Source organism: Micromonospora sp. C97, assembly GCF_018070385.1.
GTDB lineage: Bacteria > Actinomycetota > Actinomycetes > Mycobacteriales > Micromonosporaceae > Micromonospora > Micromonospora parva.
The window spans coordinates 85,775-104,093 of sequence record NZ_JAGPXU010000012.1 but is presented as its reverse complement, the minus strand read 5'-3'; the positions used below and the strand labels follow the sequence as shown (position 1 = coordinate 104,093).

At 70.1% G+C, this 18,319-nt stretch carries 20 protein-coding genes; 8 read left to right on the top strand and 12 right to left on the bottom strand.

The window, feature by feature from the left end; all coding sequences use genetic code 11:
• The first annotated feature begins 46 nt into the window (after window positions 1–46).
• Genes rfbB through KBX26_RS18025 form a run of 6 tightly spaced genes read left to right on the top strand, consistent with a single transcriptional unit; the run spans window position 47 to window position 5,329 of the window.
• Window positions 47–1,048 carry a dTDP-glucose 4,6-dehydratase gene (gene rfbB / locus KBX26_RS18050; RefSeq protein WP_030332920.1) on the top strand — a complete coding sequence of 334 codons (1,002 nt, stop codon included), beginning with the start codon at window positions 47–49 and terminating at the stop codon, window positions 1,046–1,048.
• The gene (gene rfbD, locus KBX26_RS18045; RefSeq protein WP_030332918.1) at window positions 1,045–1,932 is read left to right on the top strand and encodes a dTDP-4-dehydrorhamnose reductase; all 888 of its coding nucleotides are present in this window, start codon (window positions 1,045–1,047) and stop codon (window positions 1,930–1,932) included. The genes rfbB and rfbD overlap by 4 nt, the downstream gene beginning before the upstream one ends.
• Complete coding sequence (locus tag KBX26_RS18040) at window positions 1,929–2,300, top strand: DUF2304 domain-containing protein (RefSeq protein WP_030332916.1); 372 nt, start codon at window positions 1,929–1,931, stop codon at window positions 2,298–2,300. Before rfbD ends, KBX26_RS18040 begins: the two co-directional genes overlap by 4 nt.
• Window positions 2,293–2,994: a glycosyltransferase family 2 protein gene (locus tag KBX26_RS18035; protein ID WP_030332914.1), complete on the top strand. Its 702-nt coding sequence runs from the start codon at window positions 2,293–2,295 to the stop codon at window positions 2,992–2,994. The genes KBX26_RS18040 and KBX26_RS18035 overlap by 8 nt, the downstream gene beginning before the upstream one ends.
• On the top strand, window positions 2,991–4,304 hold the full coding sequence (locus KBX26_RS18030; protein ID WP_307857843.1) for a polysaccharide biosynthesis protein: 1,314 nt from the start codon (window positions 2,991–2,993) through the stop codon (window positions 4,302–4,304). The genes KBX26_RS18035 and KBX26_RS18030 overlap by 4 nt, the downstream gene beginning before the upstream one ends.
• Window positions 4,301–5,329, top strand: coding sequence for a glycosyltransferase family 2 protein (locus tag KBX26_RS18025; RefSeq protein ID WP_030332910.1), 1,029 nt, complete (start codon window positions 4,301–4,303; stop codon window positions 5,327–5,329). The genes KBX26_RS18030 and KBX26_RS18025 overlap by 4 nt, the downstream gene beginning before the upstream one ends.
• A 61-nt stretch (window positions 5,330–5,390) precedes the next feature.
• On the opposite strand, the gene prcA is transcribed toward KBX26_RS18025, so the two are convergent.
• From prcA to KBX26_RS17975, 10 genes are all read right to left on the bottom strand, one after another.
• The gene (gene prcA, locus KBX26_RS18020) at window positions 5,391–6,212 is read right to left on the bottom strand and encodes a proteasome subunit alpha (protein ID WP_210865936.1); all 822 of its coding nucleotides are present in this window, start codon (window positions 6,210–6,212) and stop codon (window positions 5,391–5,393) included.
• 64 nt (window positions 6,213–6,276) lie between these two features.
• Complete coding sequence (gene prcB, locus KBX26_RS18015; RefSeq protein WP_030332906.1) at window positions 6,277–7,116, bottom strand: proteasome subunit beta; 840 nt, start codon at window positions 7,114–7,116, stop codon at window positions 6,277–6,279.
• A complete protein-coding gene (locus KBX26_RS18010; RefSeq protein ID WP_210865935.1) occupies window positions 7,035–7,706 on the bottom strand; it encodes an endonuclease VII domain-containing protein in 672 nt (223 codons plus the stop codon). Before KBX26_RS18010 ends, prcB begins: the two co-directional genes overlap by 82 nt.
• A gap of 6 nt (window positions 7,707–7,712) precedes the next feature.
• On the bottom strand, window positions 7,713–7,928 hold the full coding sequence (locus KBX26_RS18005) for a ubiquitin-like protein Pup (protein ID WP_030332902.1): 216 nt from the start codon (window positions 7,926–7,928) through the stop codon (window positions 7,713–7,715).
• Between the two features lie 104 nt (window positions 7,929–8,032).
• Window positions 8,033–9,550, bottom strand: coding sequence for a depupylase/deamidase Dop (dop, locus tag KBX26_RS18000; protein WP_036411579.1), 1,518 nt, complete (start codon window positions 9,548–9,550; stop codon window positions 8,033–8,035).
• Between the two features lie 141 nt (window positions 9,551–9,691).
• The gene (locus tag KBX26_RS17995) at window positions 9,692–11,239 is read right to left on the bottom strand and encodes a DUF2142 domain-containing protein (protein ID WP_210865934.1); all 1,548 of its coding nucleotides are present in this window, start codon (window positions 11,237–11,239) and stop codon (window positions 9,692–9,694) included.
• Window positions 11,240–11,296: 57 nt separating this feature from the next.
• Window positions 11,297–12,229 (bottom strand): glycosyltransferase family 2 protein, encoded by a 933-nt coding sequence (locus tag KBX26_RS17990; RefSeq protein ID WP_030332896.1) that lies wholly within the window; start codon window positions 12,227–12,229, stop codon window positions 11,297–11,299.
• Between the two features lie 2 nt (window positions 12,230–12,231).
• Entirely contained in the window at window positions 12,232–13,179 is a 948-nt protein-coding gene (locus tag KBX26_RS17985; protein WP_081883858.1) for a Gfo/Idh/MocA family protein, read from the bottom strand.
• Window positions 13,172–14,272, bottom strand: coding sequence for a DegT/DnrJ/EryC1/StrS aminotransferase family protein (locus tag KBX26_RS17980; protein ID WP_030332892.1), 1,101 nt, complete (start codon window positions 14,270–14,272; stop codon window positions 13,172–13,174). The genes KBX26_RS17985 and KBX26_RS17980 overlap by 8 nt, the downstream gene beginning before the upstream one ends.
• 18 nt (window positions 14,273–14,290) lie before the next feature.
• Entirely contained in the window at window positions 14,291–14,824 is a 534-nt protein-coding gene (locus KBX26_RS17975; RefSeq protein WP_030332890.1) for an acyltransferase, read from the bottom strand.
• Between the two features lie 159 nt (window positions 14,825–14,983).
• On the opposite strand from KBX26_RS17975, the gene KBX26_RS17970 reads away from it, so the two are divergent.
• Window positions 14,984–15,346 (top strand): GtrA family protein, encoded by a 363-nt coding sequence (locus KBX26_RS17970; RefSeq protein WP_167337305.1) that lies wholly within the window; start codon window positions 14,984–14,986, stop codon window positions 15,344–15,346.
• 83 nt (window positions 15,347–15,429) lie between these two features.
• Here the strand turns inward: KBX26_RS17970 and arc are convergent, their stop codons facing one another.
• Window positions 15,430–17,214, bottom strand: a complete 1,785-nt coding sequence (arc, locus tag KBX26_RS17965; protein ID WP_030332887.1) for a proteasome ATPase — start codon at window positions 17,212–17,214, stop codon at window positions 15,430–15,432.
• 178 nt (window positions 17,215–17,392) lie between these two features.
• Here arc and KBX26_RS17960 point away from each other — a divergent pair, with 178 nt between their 5' ends.
• Window positions 17,393–17,686, top strand: a complete 294-nt coding sequence (locus tag KBX26_RS17960; protein ID WP_030332886.1) for a ferredoxin — start codon at window positions 17,393–17,395, stop codon at window positions 17,684–17,686.
• Between the two features lie 48 nt (window positions 17,687–17,734).
• Here the strand turns inward: KBX26_RS17960 and KBX26_RS17955 are convergent, their stop codons facing one another.
• Entirely contained in the window at window positions 17,735–18,307 is a 573-nt protein-coding gene (locus KBX26_RS17955; protein WP_030332883.1) for a hypothetical protein, read from the bottom strand.
• Window positions 18,308–18,319: the final 12 nt, after the last annotated feature.

Here is an 18,319-nt window from a genome sequence, read left to right as displayed (position 1 = left end):
GCATACCGGGCTTAGCGCGCCACCCGTCGCGTATACTTCCGGACCCGTGAGGATCCTCGTCACCGGCGGAGCCGGATTCATCGGGTCGGAGTACGTCCGCCTGCTGCTGGGCAAGCCCCTCGGCGGCGCCGACGGCGTGCCGCCGCTCGAGCCGGCCGCCGTGACCGTCCTGGACAAGCTGACCTACTCGGGCAACCTCGCCAACCTCGCGCCCGTCCGCGACGACCCGCGACTGCGGTTCGTGCAGGGCGACATCTGCGACCCGGTCGTGGTCGACGAGGTCGTCGCCGGGCACGACGTGATCGTGCACTTCGCCGCCGAGTCACACGTCGACCGCTCGATCGCCGGCGCCGCGCCGTTCGTCACCACCAACGTGCTGGGCACCCAGACGCTGCTCGACGCGGCGCTGCGCCACGGCACCGGACGATTCGTGCACGTCTCCACCGACGAGGTCTACGGCTCGATCGACGAGGGCTCCTGGACCGAGACCTGGCCCCTGGCCCCCAACTCGCCGTACTCGGCGTCCAAGGCCGGCTCCGACCTGCTGGCGCTGTCGTACCACCGCACCCACGGCATGGACGTGGTCGTCACCCGCTGCTCCAACAACTACGGCCCGTACCAGTTCCCCGAGAAGGTCATCCCGCTGTTCGTCACCAACCTCCTCGACGGCGGCACCGTCCCCCTCTACGGCGACGGTGGCAACATCCGCGACTGGCTGCACGTGCACGACCACTGCCGCGGCATCGCCCTCGTGCAGCAGAAGGGCCGCGCCGGCGAGGTCTACAACATCGGCGGCGGCACCGAACTGACCAACAAGGAACTCACCGGTCTGCTCCTGGACGCCTGCGACGCCGGATGGGACCGGGTCGTCCCGGTCACCGACCGCAAGGGCCACGACCGCCGGTACTCGCTCGACATCACCAAGATCAGCGAAGAGCTCGGTTACCACCCCAGCATCACCCTGGACCAGGGCCTCGCTGACACCGTCCGCTGGTATCAGGACAACCGCACGTGGTGGGAACCCCTCAAGTCCGCCCCGGCCGCATGACCCGAATCCTCGTCACCGGCGCGGGCGGAATGCTCGGCCGGGACCTGGTCACCGTGCTGGGAGCACGACCCGACCTCAAGGTGACCGCCGCCACCCGCGCCGACCTGAACGTCACCGACCGCGCGGCGGTGGACGCCGCCGTCGCCGGGCACGACCTGGTGATCAACGCGGCGGCCTGGACCAACGTCGACGCCGCCGAAGCCGACGAGGCCGCGGCGACCGCCGTCAACGGAGGCGCCGTGACCAACCTGGCCGCGGCCTGCGCCGCCGACGGAACCCGACTGATCCAGGTCTCCACCGACTACGTCCTCGCCGGCAACGCGGACACCCCCTACCCGGAGGACGCGCCCACCGCGCCGGTCAACGCGTACGGCCGCAGCAAACTCGTCGGCGAACAGGCCGTCGCGCGCCTCCTGCCCGACACCGGGTACGTGGTACGCACCGCCTGGCTGTACGGCGCCCACGGCCCGAACTTCGTGGCCACCATGCTCCAACTCGCCGCCCACCGCGACCACCTCGACGTGGTCGACGACCAACACGGCCAACCCACCTGGTCCTACGCGCTCGCCCAACGACTCGTCGCGCTCGCCGACGCGGCAGTGGCCGGCAACGCGCCGCCCGGCGTCTACCACGGCACCTGCACCGGGCAGACAACCTGGTACGGGTTGGCCCGCGCCACATTCACGCTGGCCGGGCTGGACCCGGACCGCATTCGACCCACCACCAGCGACCGGTATCCGCGTCCCGCCCCCCGGCCTGCGTACAGTGTGCTAGGGCACAGCCGCTGGGCAGCCGTGGGTCTGCCCCCGCTTCCGGACTGGCACAGCGCCCTGGTTGACGCGTTCCACTCCCCCGCTCCACCCGCCCCGTGGAAGGTCGCATGAAGCTCACCCTCGTCACCGGCCTGACCGGCCTGCTGCTCCTCGGCACCATCGTCGAGCTGCTGCGCCGCCGTCAGCTGCGCGAGAAGTACGGCATGCTCTGGCTCGCCGTACTGGTCGTCGTGATCCCGCTGTCCCTGTTCCCCCGGCTGCTCGACAACGTCGCCGAACTCCTCGGCGTCGCCTCCGGCGTCAGCCTGGTGCTCTTCCTCGGCATCGTCTTCCTGCTGCTCGTGTGCGTGCACCTGAGCTGGGAGGTCAGCGCACTCGAAGAAGAGACCCGCACCCTGGCCGAGGACTTCGCCCTGCTGCGCGCCGAGATCGACGCGGACCGGGCGGCCCGTGACGAACTGGTGTCGACCGATGGTTAACGGCAAACGCACACTGATCATCATCCCGGCGCTCAACGAGTCCGGTTCGATCGCCGACGTCGTCGGCGAGGTCCGCGGCGAACTGCCCGGCGTCGACGTGCTCGTCGTCGACGACGGCTCCACCGACCGCACCGCCGCCGTCGCCACCGCCGCCGGCGCCACAGTCGCGAAACTGCCGTACAACCTCGGCGTCGGCGGGGCCATGCGCCTGGGCTACCGCTACGCCCGCGACCACAACTACGACGTCGCCATCCAGATCGACGCCGACGGCCAGCACGACCCCCGGTACGTGCCGAAGCTCGTCGACCTGCTCGACGACAACGACCTCGTCATCGGCGCCCGCTTCGCCGGCGAGGGCGACTACACCGTCCGCGGCCCCCGCCGCTGGGCGATGGTGATGCTCTCCGCCGTGCTGTCCCGGGTCGCCCACACCAAGCTCACCGACACCACGTCCGGCTTCCGCGCCGCCAACCGGCGGGTCATCGACATGTTCGCCACCTGGTACCCGGCCGAATACCTCGGCGACACCGTGGAGACCCTGGTCCACACCGCCCGCCGCGGATACCGCATCCGGCAGGTGCCCGTCGCCATGCGGAAACGGATGGCCGGCACACCCAGCCACTCCCCCGCCCGGGCGATGATCTACCTCGGCCGCGCGTTCGCCGTCCTCACGCTGGCCCTCATTCGCCGGTGATCCGTCGCCTGCTGCGCCTGATCCCGCCCGGCACCATCGCTGTTGGTGCCGGGCTGGGCCTTCTCGGCCTCGCCTCCTACGTGCACCTCGCGGTCGCCGGCCACAGCCTCAGCACCGCCGACTACTCCGCCCTGTCGGTGCTCTGGTCGATCGTGTTCACCCTCGGCATCGGCGTGTTCATGCCGATCGAACAGGAAGTCGCCCGGATCGTCGCCGCCCGGCACAGCCAGGGGCTGCCCCCGGGACCGGTGCTGGCCCGCGGCGTCACCGTCGCCGCCGTGCTGCTCGCCGTGCTGGTGTCCGCCGTCACCATCGGCCGCCAGCCGCTCGCCGACAAGCTCTTCGCCGGCGACGGCAACCTGGTCACCGTGCTCATCGGCGCACTCGCCGCGATGGCCGTCGCCTACGCCACCCGCGGCGTCCTCTCCGGCCTGCAACTGTTCCCCTGGTACGGCACCCAACTCGGGATCGACGGCGGCCTGCGCATCATCATGGTCGCCCTGCTCGGGCTGGCCGGGGTCACCTCCCCCGTCTGGTACGGGCTCGTACTCGTCGCCGCCCCGCTGGTCAGCGTCCTGGTCACCCTGCCACCGGTGCTGCGCGCCATCGGCGCCGGCCCGCCGGTCGCCTGGGCCACCCTGCTGCGCGGCCTCGGCCTGCTCACCGCCTCGAGCCTGCTCTCCCAGGTCGTGGTGAACATCGGCGTGATCAACGTGCAACTACTCGCGCCCTCCGACGCGGCAGCCGCCGGCGCGCTCCTGAGCGCCCTCGTGCTGGTCCGCATCCCCCTGTTCGTCTTCGGCTCCCTCCAGGCGTCACTACTGCCCGGCCTGGCCACCACCGCCACCACCGGCGACCAGGCCGGCTTCCACAGCCTGCTGCGCCGGGCACTCGGCATCGTCACCGCCCTCGGCCTCGCCGGCGCCCTCGGCGCCGTGCTGCTCGGCCCGTGGCTGGTCGGCGCCCTCTTCGACGCACCCGGCGTTCTCGGCCACGCCGACTTCGCCTGGTTGGCCGCCGCCACCCTCGCCTACCTGTGGGCGATGGTGCTCGGCCAGGCCCTGCTCGCCCTCGACCGGCACCGCGCCCAGGCGCTCGCCTGGACCGCCGGCGTCGCCGCCCTGATCGCCGTCACGCTGATCCCCGCCCCGGTCACCCTGCGAGTCGAGTTGGCGTACACCATCGGGTCCGTCATCGTGGCCGCCACCATGGCGACACTGCTGCTGCGCGGCGGCGCCCACCGACCCACCACCCCCACCCGGCCGCTCGCCGAGGCCGCCGCCCCTGCCGCATCCGGAGGCATCCGATGACCCGCCCACAGGTGACCGCGGTCATGCTCGCCTACGGCGCCGAGCCGTACCTGGTCGACGCCGCCCACGCCGTCCTCGCCAGCACCGACGTCGACATCGAACTGGTCGTCGTCGACAACGGTTGCACCGGCGACGGCATCGACATCGTCAAGGGCTTCCCCCAGGTGCGCGTCGTCCGCCCCGAGCAGAACACCGGCTACTCCGGCGGCTGCCGGATCGGCGCCGCCGAGGCCACCGGAGACTGGCTCGCCTTCGTCAACTCCGACGCCATCGTCGCCCCCGACGCCCTCGCCAAGACGGTGGCGGTCGCCGCCGAACCCGGCGTCGGCGCCGCGATGGCCTCCATCCGGCTCGCCGACACCCCCGAACTGATCAACACCGCCGGCAACCCGCTGCACTTCACCGGCCTGTCCTGGGCCGGCGGCAACGGCGAACCGGCCACCGCCCACGCCGTCCGCACCAGAGTCCCGTCACTCAGCGGCTGCTGCTTCGTGATCAGCAGGCAGCGCTGGCAGGAGCTCGACGGCTTCGCCGAAGAGTACTTCGCCTACCACGAGGACACCGAGCTGAGCCTGCGGCTCTGGCAACGCGGCCTGCGCCTGGAGTACGTCCCCGACGCCGTCGTCCGCCACCACTACGAGTTCTCCCGCAACGACCTGAAGCTCTACCTGGTCGAACGCAACCGGCTGGTCACCCTGCTCACCGCCTACCAGACCCGCACCCTGGTGCTGCTCGCCCCGATGCTGCTGCTCACCGAAGCCGCCATGCTCGCCGCCGCGCTCGCCGGTGGCTGGACCCGGCAGAAGACCCGCGGCTGGGGCTGGCTGTGGCGCAACAGATCCTGGGTGGGTGCCCGCCGCCGTCAACTCCAGGCCGAACGGACCGTACCCGACGGGGTGATCGCCGAGCTGATGACCGCCCGGGTCGCCCCCTCGAACGTCGACTCACCCCCCGGCATGGGCGTCTTCAACGCGGTCGCCGCCGGCTACTGGGCCCTCGCCCGGCCGCTGCTCCCCCGCCGCTGACCCACCACACGACAGCGCCGGGGCCCGCTCACGCGGACCCCGGCGCTTCCTGCTCACACGATCAACTGTCGGCCTGCCCCGGCCGATCCTCCAGGTCCGCGGAGCCCGCCGAACTGGTCGGCTTGCCCGCCTCCCCGGTCGGCACGCTCGGCGTCTCCGGCAGGTCACTCGCCGGCGGTGCCGCCTTCCCGTCCAGCAACGCGGTCAGCGCGGCCCCGGTGATCCGCCGGAACGTCCGGCCGACCCGCTGACGGTCCAGCACCGCCACCTCGAGCTGGTTCGCGGCGATCGTCCGAGCGGCGCCGCCCTCCCCACCGACGCTGCTGAGCGCCTGCACCGCGACCTTCACCGCCTCACCGAGCGACATGTCCGGCCGGTGGTTGGACTTCAGCACACCGGTGATGGCCTCAGCCTGACCACCCATCGCCATCCGCCCCGGCTCGTCATTGACCGAACCGTCGTAGGTGAGCCGGTACAACTCGTCATCGGCGGGGGCGGCCCCGACCTCCGCCACACAGATCTCCACCTCGAACGGCTTCGACTGCTCGGTGAAGATCGCACCAAGGGTCTGCGCGAACGCGTTGGCCAGGGCCCGACCGGTGACGTCCCGACGGTCGTAGCTGAGCCCGTTCAGGTCGGCCATCCGCACGCCGGCCCGCCGCAGGTTCTCGAACTCGTTGTACCGGCCGACCGCGGCGAAGCCGATCCGGTCGTAGATCTCACTGACCTTGTGCAGGGCGCTGGAGAGGTTCTCCGCGACGAAGAGCACCCCGCCGGAGTAGCTCAGGACCACGGCGCTGCGCCCGCGAGCGATGCCCTTACGGGCCAACTCGGAGCGGTCACGCATGATCTGTTCGGGCGAGGCGTAGAACTGCATGGCCACGGCGGCGGTTCTCCTAACGGGGCTGTGCTGACGACTGCTGGCAGGTGGGGGTGGGCGGGCGGGCCTAGCCGCCCGGGTTTTCCATCCGGCCGGCGACCACGCCCTCGGCGATCGTCGCCGTCTCGGCGTCGGTGAGCCGGTAGGTGCCCTCGGCAGTCGCGGTCATCACCACGGGGTAGATCCGGCGGGTCAGGTCGGGCCCACCGGTCGCGGTGTCGTCATCGGCCGCGTCGTAGAGCGCCTCGACCGCCAGCCGCGTCGCGTCCTCGACGGACAACCCGGCCCGGAACCGCTTCTTCAACGCGGACTTGGCGAACAACGACCCGGACCCGATCGCGTCGTAGCCGGTCTCCTCGTACGGGCCACCGGTCACGTCGAAGCTGAAGATCCGACCGGCCCGCGCCGGGTCGGCGGCGGCCAGGTCGAACCCGGCGAAGAGCGGCACCACGGCCAGCCCCTGCATGGCCGCCCCCAGGTTGCCCCGGATCATCGAGGCCAACCGGTTGGCCTTGCCGTCCAACGAGAGCATCGCGCCCTCGATCTTCTCGTAGTGCTCCAGCTCCACCTGGAACAGTCGCATCAGCTCGATGCCGATGCCGGCGGTGCCCGCGATGCCGACCAGCGAGTACGCGTCGGCCGGGTGCACCTTCTCGATGTCACGCTGGGCGATCAGGTTGCCCATGGTGGCCCGTCGGTCGCCCGCCATCACCACACCCTCGGCGGCCGCGATGGCGACGATGGTGGTCGCGTGCGGCGCCAGGTCGGCGGCCATGCCCGGCGGCAGCGGTCGCCGACCGGGCAGCATCTCGGGGGCCACCCGACTCAGAAACGTCGTGAAGGAGGACGTCCCCGCGTTCGTGAACACATCTGGTAGACGCCCGGATGGATCAAAGCCCGCTGCCACGTGGTTCCTCTCAGGTACGTGATCGCCCTGGCCAGCCTCATGGGACTGTCACGGAACTGGCCAAGACCACCGTTGCAGTTGAAGCAGAGTATCCCGCGCACCCATCCGGTGCGATGATCGTGGTCCAGATGTTGCGGGTCGGCGCCGCCACAGATCGCGCAGACCCCGCCCTGCTCGGCCAGGAGCTCCTGAAACTCCTTCTCCCCCACGCCGTACCTCCGCCGCAGGTGGTACTCGCGTGTCCCGCCGTAGAGCCGCTGCGCCGTCTCTTTGCCGCGGGCGTTGTGGCAGGGCTTGCAGTAGCTGTACCGGCCACTGGCCTTGGTCGTGGTGGTGGGGAACTCGTCGAGCGGCTTGATCTGCTCGCAGTCCGGACACCACTTGAGCCCCTCACCAACGGGCGTCGGCGACTTCTTCTGCGGCCCGACGCCCCGCTTGCGGCGGCTCGCCTCGGACCGAGCATTGGCGCACGCCTTGCAGTAGAAGGCCATGCCGTCCACCCGGCGCCGATCACGGTGGAACTCGCTGTAGGCCAGCACTCTCTTGCACTGCGGGCATGTCTTGCCCGGCGGCTCGGTCAAATCGGACATTTACCCCTATTGACCGCCTTTCTGTACATAACCCCTCACGAACTCTTCTGCATTTTCTTCCAGGACGGAGTCGATCTCGTCGAGGAGGTCGTCGACGTCCTCGGTGATCTCGGCGTGCCGCTCGGCCACCTCGGGGTTGGCCTCGGTGGTGACGTCCTCGATTTCCTCGCCCTGACGGGACTTGCCGGACTGCGACTGGCCGCCGCTGTCATGAGTGGCCACTGCTGCCTCCTCCACGATCGTCTGCGATGAACTTACCTCGCGCGGGCGACGAAAAGCCCGCCGCGCGCCGGCTTACGGCACACGACGGGCATCCGGGCGCGTCGTCAGCCCCCGGTCAACGTCTCCAGCAGGTCCTTGGCGCTGGCGCAGCGGTCGAACAGCGCACCGACGTGCGCGCGGGTGCCCCGCTCCGGCTCCATCATCGGCACCCGGACGAGCGACTCCCGGCCCACGTCGAAGATCACTGAGTCCCAGCTCGCGGCGACCACCTCGGAGGCGTACTGCGCGAGGCAGCGACCACGGAAGTAGGCCCGGGTGTCCTCCGGGGGCTCGGTCATCGCGGTACGGGTCTCGTCGTCGGTGAGCAGCGTCTTCATCGCCCCCCGGCTGACCAGGCGGTGGTAGAGGCCCTTCTCCGGCCGGACGTCGGAGTATTGCAGGTCGACGAGCTGGAGCTTGTGCGAGCCCCAACCGAGCTTCTCCCGCTCCCGGTAGCCCTCCAGCAGCCGCAGCTTGGCCACCCAGTCCAACTCGTCGGCGCAGAGCATCGGGTCCCGGCCCAGCCGGTCCAGGACGCTCTCCCAGCGGTCGAGCACGTCGACGGTCTGTTCGTCGGCGTCGGTGCCGTACCGGTCCTCGACAAAGGACCGGGCCCGCTCCAGGTAGGCCCACTGCAGGTCCAGCGCGGTGAGCCGGCGGCCGTCGCGCAGCCGCATGCGGTGCGTCAGTGAGGGGTCGTGGCTGACGGCGCGCAGCTCGCTGACCGGGTCGGCGATGCCGAGGTCGGCGCCGAGCGCCTTCTCCTCGATCATGGTGAGGATCAGGGCGGTGGTGCCGACCTTGAGGTAGGTGGAGATTTCGGAGAGGTTGGCGTCGCCGATGATGACGTGCAGCCGGCGGTACTTGTCGGCGTCGGCGTGCGGCTCGTCGCGGGTGTTGATGATGGGCCGCTTGAGGGTGGTTTCCAGGCCCACCTCGACCTCGAAGAAGTCGGCGCGTTGGGAGATCTGGAAGCCGCTCTGGCCGCCGTCCTGGCCGATGCCGACGCGGCCGGCGCCGCAGACGATCTGGCGGGTGACGAAGAACGGCGTCAGGTACGCCACGATGTCGGCGAACGGCGTCTGCCGGCGCATCAGGTAGTTCTCGTGGGCGCCGTAGCTGGCGCCCTTGTTGTCGGTGTTGTTCTTGTAGAGGTGGATCGGTTGGGTGCCCGGGATGGTGGCGGCCCGGCGGGACGCCTCGGCCATCACCCGCTCGCCGGCCTTGTCCCAGCGCACGATGTCGCGGGGGGTGGTGACCTCCGGGGTGGAGTATTCGGGGTGGGCGTGGTCCACGTAGAGCCGGGCGCCGTTGGTGAGTATCACGTTGGCCAGGCCGAGGTCTTCGTCGGCGAGGGCCTCGGCGGGGTCGTACGCGGCGCCGGAGTAGGTGAAGCCGCGGGCGTCGCGCAGCGGTGACTCTTCCTCGTAGTCCCACCGGGCCCGACCGCCCCGGTTGAGTTCCGGGCGGGCCCCGTAGGCGTTGACCACCTGCGACGAGGTGACCATCGGGTTGGCTCCGGCCTGTCCGGGCACGGAGATGCCGTACTCGACCTCGGTGCCCATGATTCGCCGTACGCTCATGCCGCGCCCCGCTTCAGCTCGCTGACGTACCGGTCCACGCCCCCGCCGGCCGGTGTGTTACCGCTCGATCGGCCCTGCGCTTCAGCCTAGTCCGAATCCGACAGCAACGCCCGCACCGGGCGTGGTCGGCCGGTCGGCCGGTCAGCGAGGATCCGGGGCTGGCTCGGAGATCGCTGACGCCGTCTCGTCGGCCTCGTCGAGGGGGCGCATCGAGACCCGCCAGGCGAGGACGCCGAGCAGTGTCAGCCCGAGCACGCTCGCCAGCAGGGGCGTGATCGAGCCGAGCGGGGGGTGCCAGTCGCCGGCGAAGGGGTTGAAGGTGCGGAAGGTCAGGTATTTGGGCAGCCCGTCCTGCCACCGCACCATCGTCAGGATGAGGACGAAGAGGTGGATCGGCAGGAGCAGGATGACGCTTATTCGGACCAGGGTCCGGCTGCGGGTGGCGTCGAGGCCGCGTTCCTCCCAGACGTACGCGGCGAAGAGCATCACCCCGGCGAGCATCGGCAGCATGTAGCGGCCCTGGGTGACGAACCCGGTCTGCTTGACCAGTGCCACCTGCATCACGGACGGCACCACGGTGCCGGCGACTATCAGGACGAGCAGCCGCCACCGGTCGACCAGCCGGCCGAAGACGAACGCGCCGATCAGTAGTGTCGCGGCGACGAACTGCCAGGTCAGGTAGATCGGCGCGGGCATTCGGGTGTCCAGCCACGAGGTCACGCCGACCATCTGGTCGAGGTAGCCGCGCCACCGGTCGGTTTCGGCGAGGGCGGCCTGGCCGTAGGTGTAGACGTGGCCGCCGTACTTGCCGAGGTCGGAGGTTTTCATCACGACGCCCCAGCCGACCGCGGTGACGGCTGCCACGGCGATGCCGCCGACCCACCACCAGACGGCTTTCTCGCGCACCAGCCGGCCGACGTTGCTCTGCCGCCAGGGGAAGGCGAAGGCGACGAACGCGGCGGCCAGCCAGAGGGGCCCGGTCTGCCGCAGCATGGCGAGCAGCAGTCCGCTGATGCCGGCGAGGATGAGGAGCCCGTGGTGCGGTTTGGGTCGGCGGTCCAGGAACAGCGGGATGGTCGCGGCGAAGAACGCCACGCCGGCGGCGATCTCCACGCCGTTGGGGTTGACGGCGCTGGCCATCTGGGCGGCCATCGGGGTGACGGCGACCAGCAGCCCGGCGATCATCAGACGGCGGCGGGACCAGGTCACCGTCACGACGAACGCGCTGGCGAGCAGCGCCGCGGCGATGCCGGCGCTGATGAACCGGGCGAGCAGCACCCCGGACCAGCCCGGCCAGAGGTCGAGTGGCCAGCCGACCAGGGCGTAGTAGACGGGGTGGTAGCGACCGGCGCCGGTGCCGGCGCGTACGGGGGTGTCGTCGCTGCCCGGTGGGACCGCGCAGGCGGCGGAGACGGCCGGCTTGAACTGCCAGCACTGTTCTCTGACCAGGCCGGCGGGGACGTCCTGGAAGGCCCCTGAGCCCTTCTTGGCGTCGGCCGGCGGCGGGGCGATCTCGCCCGCCGCCACTCCGGCGGCGCGGATCATGTGTTCCCGCTCGTCCGGTGTGCCGTCGTAGGGGGCGGCGACCGACCAGGCCCCGATGGTCAGCAGGAAGCCGACGAAGGCCAGGATCCAGACCCGGCGGGTGCCGGCGACGGCGCCGTCGCCGGCCGCAGGTTGTTCGGTCATCGCGGTTCTCTGCGCTGCCTTTCAGGGGGCGTGGGTCGGATCAGGGCCCGGTACCGGTCAGTCCGGCGTCGACTGGATGTCGAGGGTGAGCGCGGAGATCAGCATGTGGATGCCGGTCAGCAGCGGCCCGACGCAGAGCAGGACGCTGCCGGTGGTGGCGACGGGTGGGCCGAGCGTCTCGGCCAGCACCCAGATCCCCCAGCCGGAGCCGAACAGGATGAGGAACAGGCCGGTGAAGAAGAGCAGCGCGACGGCGGAGAACGAGGCGAGGACGTGCTTGAGCAGCATCCGCCGCCAGAAGCCGCGGAACAGGAGGCTGGCGATGCGGGGGGCGACCTTGTGGATGCGCATCGTCGACACCTCCTCGCCGTAGCTGGCGGGGACCGGTACGTCCTTGGCTCGGGCGTTGGCGATGTTGAGCCAGATGAGGAGGTCGTTCTCGAATTCGTAGCCGCGGGCCACGGCGGCGACGTTGAGCCGCAGCAGGGCCGACCGGGAGACCGCGGTGTAGCCGTTCTGCGGGTCGAAGAGGTTCCAGTAGCCGCTGGCGACCTTGGTCGCGAACGACAGGGCGACGCTGCCCAGCATCCGTACGGCCGGCATGTCGGCGAACGACGTGCGGGAGAAGAAGCGGTTGGCCTTGGTGAACTCGTAGCCGTCGTCGCAGATCGGGTCGAGCAGCGCGGGCAGGTAGGCCGGGTCCATCTGGGCGTCACCGGCCATCACGACGTTGATGTCGGCGCCCAGGAGGAGGGCCCGCTCGTGGCCGTCCATGATCGAACCGCCGACGCCGGTGTTCTTCTCGTGGTCGATGACGACGACCCGTGGGTCGCCCACCGCGCGGGCGCGCGCGGAGGTGTCGTCGGTGGAGCAGTCGTTGATGACCACGATGAAGTCCACGAAGTCGGGCATCGTGGTGATCGTCTTGCCGATCAGCCGGCTCTCGTTGTACGCCGGGACGACGGCGGCGATCTTCTGACCCTTGTACATGCTCAGCCGACCAGCGCGGTGTCGCGGATCTGCAGGCACACCTCGAGGGCGGCCAGGCCGTCTTCGCCGCTGACCACCGGTCGGCGGCGGTTGACGACGCAGTCGGCGAAGTGCCGCAGCTCGTGCATCAGCGGTTCGCCGTGCTGGGACAGGAAGGGGATCTCGACGCGGCCGCTCTGCCGGTAGCGCACGCCACCCTCGGAGAGGTACTCGGAGTGTTCGATGCGGTGCACCTCGACCTGCTGGCGCAGCAGGTCGGCGATGACGCAGTCGTTGCGCTGGGTGAGGGTGACGCGGCGGATCTTGTTCTGGCTGACCCGGCTTGCGGTGATGTTGGCGATCATGCCGTTTTCGAACATGAGCAGGGCGAACGCCAGGTCCTGCTCGGCGGAGCGGACGATCCGGGTCGCCGCGCGGTGCGCGACGATCTCCGAGCCGGCCACCGTGCGGGCCAGGTCGACGTCGTGGATCATCAGGTCCAGCAGGACGTCGGCGAGGGCGCGGTTGGAGAACGGGCCGACCCGGGTGATCTCCAACGACAGTGGGTCGTCCACCAGTTGCAGGAGTTCTGTCACCGCCGGGTTGAAGCGCTCGACGTGGCCGACCATCAGCACGCGGTCGTGCTTCTCGGCGAGGTCGATGAGGCTCCGCGCGTCGGCGACGGACGTCGCGATCGGCTTCTCGACGAGCAGGTCCCGGCCGCTGCGCAGGATGCGTGCGCCCAACTCGCCGTGCGTCTCGCTCGGGGTCGCCAGGACGACGGCGTCCACGCCGGCCAGCGCCTCGTCGAGGTCGGTCGTGTACTGCGCGCCGATGGCCTTGGCCAGGGTGGCGGCCCGCTGGGGGTCGGGGTCGCAGACGGAGGTGACGGTGACGTCCGGCGTGGAGAGGGCCACCCGGCCGTGGTTCGCGCCCATGATGCCCGCGCCGATGATCGCCAAATTAGGCATTGAACGCACCTCGTACGGCCTCGATCACCTGGTCGACGTCGTCGTTGGCCAGGTGCTGGTGGACAGGAAGGGAGAGCGCCTCCTCGGCGGCGCGCAGGGCACGAGGGGTGTCGTCCGTGCCGATCTGCGGGTGACCCACGTAGCAGTCGTAGTGGTGCATGAGGCGGGGGTAGTACAGACCGTAGCCGATCTGCCGCTCGTCGAGCCGCTTGCCGAGGTCGTCGCGGCTCAGTGGCGCGTCGGCGCCGATCCGCACCGTGTACTGGTGCCAGACGTGGCTGCGTCCCGCCGGCACCGACGGGGTGGTCAGACCGGGCAGGTCGGCGAGGCCGGCGGTCAGCTTCGCGGCGTTCTCGGCCCGACGGGCGGTGGTCTCGGCGAGCCGGCCGACCTGCGGCACGGCGATGGCCGCCTGTAGGTCGGTCAGTCGCCAGTTGTGCCCCGGCGCCTCGTACTGGTACCGCACCCGCATGCCCTGGTTGCGCAGCAGCCGCAGCCGGTCGGCGATGGCGTCGTCGGAGGTGGTGATCAGGCCACCTTCGCCGCACTGCAGGTTCTTGGTGGCGTACATGGAGAAGCAGCCGACGCCGAACGAGCCGACCGCCCGGTCACCGACGCGGGCGCCGTGCGCCTGGGCGGCGTCCTCGACGATCGCGAGCCCGGCGGTGTCGGCGATCGCGGTGAGGGCCGTCATGTCGGCGGGCAGCCCGTAGAGGTGCACCGGCAGGATGGCCTTGGTCCGTTCGTTGACCAGCGCCTTGACCGATTCCGGGTCGATGGTGAAGTCGTCGCGGATGTCGGCGAAGCGGACCGTCGCGCCGGACTCGAGGATCGCGTTCAGGGTCGCCGCGAAGCTGAAGGGGGTGGTGATCACCTCGTCGCCGGGCTGCAGACCGAGCGCTTCGAGAGCGGCGACCAGGGCGACGGTGCCGTTGCTGACGGCCACGGCGTGCGGCACACCGCACAGCTCCGCGAAGGACCGCTCCAGCTCGGCGACCATCGGGCCCTGCGCCAGCCTGCCGGAGCGCAGAACCGACAGGACCGCGGCCTCTTCCTCGGGGCCGATGACCACCGACGTGATGGGAATAGACATGAGGGGTCTCCTGTGAGTTCAGCGCTCTTCGAGTACGCCGGCGGGCAGCTGCTCGTCGCCGCGGGCGACCACCTCGCCGTTGCGGTTGACCCAGCCGAGGTGCCGGGCCGGGTTGCCGGCCACGAGTTGGTGCGGCTGCACGTCCCGGGTGACGACGGCGCCCGCGGCCACCAGGGCGTACTCCCCGATCTCGGTGCCGCAGACGATCGTGGCGTTGGCGCCGATGGAGGCCCCCGTGCGGACCAGTGTCGGCGTGACCTTCCAGTCCGGGTTCTGCGCCCGCGGGTTGAGGTCGTTGGTGAAGACAGCGCTCGGGCCGACGAACACCTCGTCCTCGAGCGTGACACCGTGATAGACCGAGACGTTGTTCTGCACCTTGACGCGGTCACCGATGGTGACTCCCGCGTCGACGAACACGTTGCGTCCGATGGTGCAGCCGGCACCGATGCGAGCGGTCGACCGGACGTGCGTCAGATGCCAGATCCGAGTCCCGGCTCCGACCTCGGCCCCGGCCTCCACCTCGGCTGTCGGGTGGATGGAGACACTCGGCATGTCGGTCACTGCACACCTTCGGGGGGTCTCGGGGCGATCGCGGGACGGGGAGACGATAGCGTGCTCCACCGTGACGACACATGGCGGGTCCGCATCCGAGGGTCAGCGATGAGGGCGGCGGCCTCGGCGACGATCGCAGGCCTGACACGCCGCAGCGAGGTGCGTTTTCTGATCGTCGGCGGGCTCAGCGCGATCACCGACACCAGTGCGCTCTACCTGTTCCACGGGGTGCTGGGGGTGTGGCTTCCGTTCGCCACGGTGCTCGCCTTCGCCGTGGCGTTCGTGGTCAACTTCGGGCTGAACCGGGCCTGGTCGTTCGGCTCGACCGGCGACGTCGGCGGTCAGGCGTGGCGATACCTGCTGCTGGTGCTGGTCAATCTGGCCCTCACTGTCGCCCTCGTGCAGGGGCTGACCTGGGCCGGTCTGCCGTACCTGGTCGCGAAGGTGCTCACCACCGGCGGCCTGGCGGTGCTGAACCTCTTCGTCTCCCGCAGGTGGATCTTCACCGACGGTCAGCGCTGACGCGCCGGGCGGTCCGCCGCCGGGGTGCGCAACGGCAACCGGGGCGACGCGTTTCGACGCGTCGCCCCGGTTGAACGCTGGTGCTACAGGTACTGGCCGGTGTTGCTGGCGGTCTCGATGGACCGGCCGGCCTCGGCGCCCTTGCCGCCGGAGACGAGCGTGCGGATGTAGACGATCCGCTCGCCCTTCTTGCCGGAGATGCGCGCCCAGTCGTCGGGGTTGGTGGTGTTGGGGAGATCCTCGTTCTCGCGGAACTCGTCGACGCAGGCGTCGAGCAGGTGCTGCAGGCGCAGCCCCTTGCGGCCCGAGGTGAGGAACTCCTTGATGGCCATCTTCTTGCTCCGGTCGACGATGTTCTGGATCATCGCGCCGGAGTTGAAGTCCTTGAAGTAGAGGACTTCCTTGTCACCGTTGGCGTAGGTGACCTCGAGGAAGCGGTTCTCCTCGGTCTCGGAGTACATCCGCAGCACCACGGCGTCGATCATCGCCGCGACGGTGGCCTGGGGGTCGGTGCCGTGTTCGGCCAGGTCGTCCGGGTGCAGGGGCAGCCCGGAGAGGATGTACTTGGAGAAGATGTCCTTGGCCGCCTCGGCGTCCGGTCGCTCGATCTTGATCTTGACGTCGAGTCGACCGGGGCGCAGGATCGCCGGGTCGATCATGTCTTCCCGGTTGGAGGCGCCGATGACGATGACGTTCTCCAGGCCCTCCACGCCGTCGATCTCGCTGAGCAACTGCGGGACGATGGTGTTCTCCACGTCGGAGGAGACACCGGAGCCACGGGTCCGGAAGATCGAGTCCATCTCGTCGAAGAACACGATCACCGGCGTGCCCTCGCCGGCCTTCTCCCGGGCCCGCTGGAAGATCAGCCGGATGTGCCGCTCGGTCTCGCCGACGTACTTGTTGAGCAGCTCGGGACCCTTGATGTTGAGGAAGAAGCTGGTGTGCTTCTCCTTGCCCTGACGCTCAGCGATCTTCTTGGCGAGCGAGTTGGCCACCGCCTTGGCGATGAGCGTCTTGCCGCAGCCCGGCGGCCCGTAGAGCAGGATGCCCTTGGGCGGGCGGAGCTGGTGCTCACGGAACAGGTCCGCGTGCAGGAACGGCAACTCCACCGCGTCGCGGATCTGCTCGATCTGCGACTGGAGGCCACCGATGTCGCCGTAGTCGACGTCGGGCACCTCCTCCAGGACCAGCTCCTCGACCTCGCTCTTCGGGATCCGCTCGTACGCGTACGCCGAGCGGGGCTCGATCATGAGCGAGTCGCCGGCCCGGATCGCCGAGCCGATGAGCGTCTCGGCGAGGTGCACGATGCGCTCCTCGTCGGAGTGGGAGACCACCAGCGCCCGGTCACCCGGCCCGCCGTTCGGTCCCTCCAGGATCTCCTTGAGCATCACCACCTCGCCGACCCGCTCGTAGCCGAACGCGTCGACGATGTTGAGCGCGTCGTTGAGCAGGACCTCCTGGCCGCGCCGCAGATCACCCACGTCGAGCGAGGGCGAGACCGCGACCCGTAGTTTCCGGCCGCCGGTGAAGACGTCCACCGTGCCGTCCTCGTGCTTGGCCAGGAAGACTCCGTAACCGCTCGGCGGTTGTGCGAGCCGGTCGATCTCCTCCTTGAGCGTCACGATCTGCGTGCGAGCCTCCTTGAGGGTGCTCACCAGCCGGTCGTTGTTCTCGGTCAGCCGCGCCAACTGCGCCTGGGTGGCCGCCAGCCGCTCTTCGAGCTGCCGGACGTGTCGGGGGCTTTCGGTCAACTTGCGCCGCACCAGGGCGAGTTCCTCTTGCAGGAACGCGACCTGCGTGGAGAGATCGTGGGCTTCCTTCTCCCACCGTGCGGCGCGCGAGTCCGCGTCGTCGCTACGTGCTGCCACGTCCCACCTCCCCGGGGGGCTTGAACGTTCTGCCCTAACACTAGCCGCTATGAGGCCGATTCGGTCCCACGCAACACCCTCGTCACCGAACCTTGATCGCCAAGGGTGGCCTGGCGGGCCGTTACCGGCGTTCGGGTACCGTCGGAGCGTGGGACGGGAGAACATGGGGGGTGCACCGGTGGCCGAGGTCGCGACCGACGAGTTGCAGGTCTGGGTTGACCAGGATCTCTGCACCGGCGACGGGCTCTGCGTGCAGTACGCGCCGGAGGTTTTCGAGTTCGACATCGACGGCCTGGCCTACGTCAAGGGCGTCGACGGTGAGCTGCGGATGGCGCCGGGCAGCCGGGTCGACGTTCCCGCGCACCTGCGACTCGAGGTGATCGACTCGGCGAAGGAGTGTCCGGGCGACTGCATCCACGTGGTGCGCGGCGACGGCGTCGAGGTCGCCGGCCCGGAGGCCGAGGACGACTGACCCACCGGCCGGGCCGCGCGGCCCGGCCGGGTCCAGAAGGGGTACGCCTCAGAGCATCGGCCGGCCGACCACCGAGGCGACCAACCGCGCGAACTCCTCCAACCGGGCGATCTGCCCGGCCCCGCCGTCGTCGAGGGTCTTACCGAACCGCAGCGCGTCGTGCCGGGGTGTGCCGGCCATCTCCTCGCTCGGCGGCGCCTCGTCCAACGAGGTGAGCAGCAGGTAGACGTCGATGCTGTCGACCCGGATCTCGCCGCTGTCGGAGCGGTTGAGCCGTCGCCGGCAGCCCACCTCGGTGACGGTGGAGACCGGCACCACCCGCAGCGACGAGGTCATCGAGCCGGGTGGGCCCTCCTCCGGCGGCACGTCCTCGCCGTGCCAGAGGATGAGCCGGCTGCCGTCACAGACGACGACCTCCTGCCACACCCCGTTGACCTCGTTGACGAAACGTTCCAGGGTGAAGCCGAGCACCGACGCGCCGCGCAGCACGCCACCGAGCGCCTCCAGGGCGACGTCCGGGTCCCGCAGGTAGGCCCGCGCCGCGGACTCCAGGTCCTGGTAGGGCGACCAGTCGGGAAAGACCGCGGGGAGGTCTCCACCGCCGTAGCCCGGTCGGCTCATGCCAGCGTCTCC